3 protein-coding genes are annotated in these 2,801 nt (G+C 49.3%); all 3 read right to left on the bottom strand.

The annotated features are described in order from the left end of the window. Positions 1-65 precede the first annotated feature (65 nt). The 3 genes from AOQ29_RS05010 to AOQ29_RS05000 all read right to left on the bottom strand — a co-directional run bounded on the left by AOQ29_RS05010 (position 66) and on the right by AOQ29_RS05000 (position 2,786). Complete coding sequence (locus tag AOQ29_RS05010) at positions 66-1,181, bottom strand: AAA family ATPase (protein WP_061993423.1); 1,116 nt, start codon at positions 1,179-1,181, stop codon at positions 66-68. Positions 1,182-1,351: 170 nt separating this feature from the next. Then, the gene (locus AOQ29_RS05005; RefSeq protein ID WP_148666488.1) at positions 1,352-2,038 is read right to left on the bottom strand and encodes a hypothetical protein; all 687 of its coding nucleotides are present in this window, start codon (positions 2,036-2,038) and stop codon (positions 1,352-1,354) included. 13 nt (positions 2,039-2,051) lie between these two features. After that, the gene (locus AOQ29_RS05000; protein ID WP_114674993.1) at positions 2,052-2,786 is read right to left on the bottom strand and encodes a hypothetical protein; all 735 of its coding nucleotides are present in this window, start codon (positions 2,784-2,786) and stop codon (positions 2,052-2,054) included. Between the last annotated feature and the right edge of the window lie 15 nt (positions 2,787-2,801).

The raw sequence follows: 2,801 nt of genomic DNA, 5'->3' as shown, positions 1-2,801 counted from the left end.
GGCCAGCGAACTGACCATGGTAGAAATAATTGCTACATTACTTATTATTCGGCCGGTGGTCGCTATTAAACCTTGGTCAAATTAATTCCGACCTTGTCCTCGATAATTTCGAGGGCTTGGATATAGCGGGCGTAGTAGCCGGCTTCATCATCAACGCCCCCAACCCGGTCCAACATCACGGCCTTATCGGCAAAACCATATTCGGTCATGATGTCCCAGAGGTGACGGTCAAATTCGGCACTTTCCTCGGCATCCCCACCATTCCAGACGGCAACCGTTGGTGGGATGACCAAGATCAAGTCCAAGTCCTCTTCACGAATCGTGTTATCAAAGAGTGGTAAAAGCTGGTCGAGGTCACCTGCTGGCAACCAAGCCCGGGCTTCAGCCATCGTGACCATCGCATCGGTATCAAAGAAAGTCAAACCATTGTTGGCTGGTGAGTTAATTTCATCCGAGTTGGCATCATACTGGCCCTGGATAATCCGCGAATAATCTTTGAGCAACAGTTCGCTCTCCAAGACATTCGACTTTTCTTGGTAGGTCCGGGAAAATTCCACCGAGAAGGGTGAATTCGATGTCCGGGCCAACCGCCGGGTCAAGGTCGACTTCCCCGTTAAGGGTGCCCCAACCACCAAAATTTTCTTAGCAAAGTGGCGCCGGAAAACACGGTTAATGTAATCCCAGTTACCGAGCGGATCATTACGGACGGCCGTAGCCGAAACCTTCAAAATCGTCCGGTCCATCAAAGAAACGCGGAACCGACCGTCTTGGGGCAACATTTTTTCCAGCATTTCCTTGTAGTCAGCTTCACCGGTGTACAAAGTAATCTGGGCGTTGGGGTTAACGATGTTCCGCTGGATTGTGGCCGTTAACCGGTCAGTCCATTCCTGCCAACCATTAGGCATTTGGGGAATATCGTCTTCGTTGATGTAATCTACCTTGATATTATCCTCGTCGTTAAAGGCTTCCCGCAAATAACGGAAACGCTTCTCCACCGAGAGGCCAATCTGGTCGCCACGGTCGCCGGTATAGCCGGAGGCAATCACCACCACCCCATCGTTTAGGGCTGCGGCCTTATAAATTTCGGCCTGGTGGCCAATGTGCATCGGTGCCAGGGTCCCAAAAAAGACGCCAATCCGGTCACCACTCAGGTTTGCTTTGACTAAATTCTTCTTAATCATCAGTCTTCCTAACTCTTTTCTATCGCTGTCCAACTCTGCCCGTTGCGCATAGTCAAACTTATTTCTTTCATTATACCAAAGATGTCAAATTTCCGGCTGACCTGAGCAAGCACCCCGGGCAAAAAAAAATCAAAGCCCGGTCAGACTTTGATTTACAAACAATCGTTAATTTAATTTTGCAAGAGCTGGCGGCGCTTTCGCTGACATATCAAGGCCCCGACTAATCCGTAGCTCGCCGAGTATAGGATGACCAACGGCCACGATACTTGTCCCGTCCAAACAATATTTTGGATTAGCCAATAAGGACTGAGGTAAGACAGGGTGGCCAACCATTGCGGGTAGACGCTAATCGGCAAGAGGGTCGCCGAAATAAAGGGTAGGATGCCAACCAGGAGGTTGGTCCCAAAGTAGGGATTGGCCCGACCCAGGGACTGAATCACAAAGACTGGCGTGACCACACTAGAGACAACCAGGGAAACTACCACAATTTCGAGTACCTGCCAGCCAGAAACCAGGAAGGTCTTCTGAATTGCCCCATAAAGTCCGCCGATGACCAGCCCCTGACCACCAGCAACCAAAGCAGCGACTGTCACTGCCCGCCATTGGAACCGCCAAAAGGTCGACCAATGACCAAAGATATCTAGCAAGATGCCATTGACCTGGGCCTTGACGAAAACTTGGGCATAGACCGTGATGAATTGGGTCAGCATGGTCAAAATGATGGCCGACACCACCATCTGGGTCTGATTCGAATTGGGGTTAAGCTGGCGATAAAACATGACCGTAAAAATTGGTTCCAAAACTAAAGTCACCACCTGGGTCCGCCAGGAAGCAAAAATTGATAGATTTTTTAACATTACCTTTAGCATCTTAAAAGACCTCAATTTCACTGGTCACATGGATTTTTTTCAAAATCAACCGTAAGAGCACAGCCGCAACCGCTAACCAAAGCCCAGTCACCGCCAGCCAAACCAGCCCGGCACTCCAAGACCAAGTCAGTCGATCTTGCAAGACCTGGATAGGATACCAAACCGGCACGATTTGACCAAAAGTTCCAATCTGATTTTGCTTCGAAAACAGGCCGAGAACCACCATCAGTGGCAGAACAAAGAGTTCCTCATAGACGAAGGCATTCTTTGACAACAAAAATAGTTGGGCCAAGACATAAGAAATCGGCAACGATCCCAACCAAAACATGCCGACTAATAACCAGTGCCCTTCCAAAAAACCAACATAGCGTCCCGCATTCAAAATCCAGGCCGCGCCCTGGGCCAAGGGAAAGGCCAATAGGCCAAAGGTCGCTGCCGAGCTAACCAGGGCTAACAAATTAACCGCTGCCGACTCACCACTATTAACGAGATAAACCAAAACTCCCTGGCTCCGTTGAAAATGAAGACTACCGGCCGCCGTCACCGTACTCGACCACATTCCAAAAATACCGGCAGTGACAATATCGCCCTGCCCTAGGTCCATCTGACGGGCATAGGCTAACAAATATTTTAAGAACAGAATTCCGAGAGTACTGGTCAGGACCAAAAAGACAAAGTAAGAATTCCGACAGTACTGTTTCAAATGAAAAGCGTACATCGCTAAGATTCTAGTCATCGGCCCCTCCTAGCT

It is taken from the genome of Fructobacillus ficulneus, assembly GCF_001047075.2.
GTDB lineage: Bacteria > Bacillota > Bacilli > Lactobacillales > Lactobacillaceae > Fructobacillus > Fructobacillus ficulneus.
This window is presented reverse-complemented; position numbering and strand designations above follow the sequence as displayed.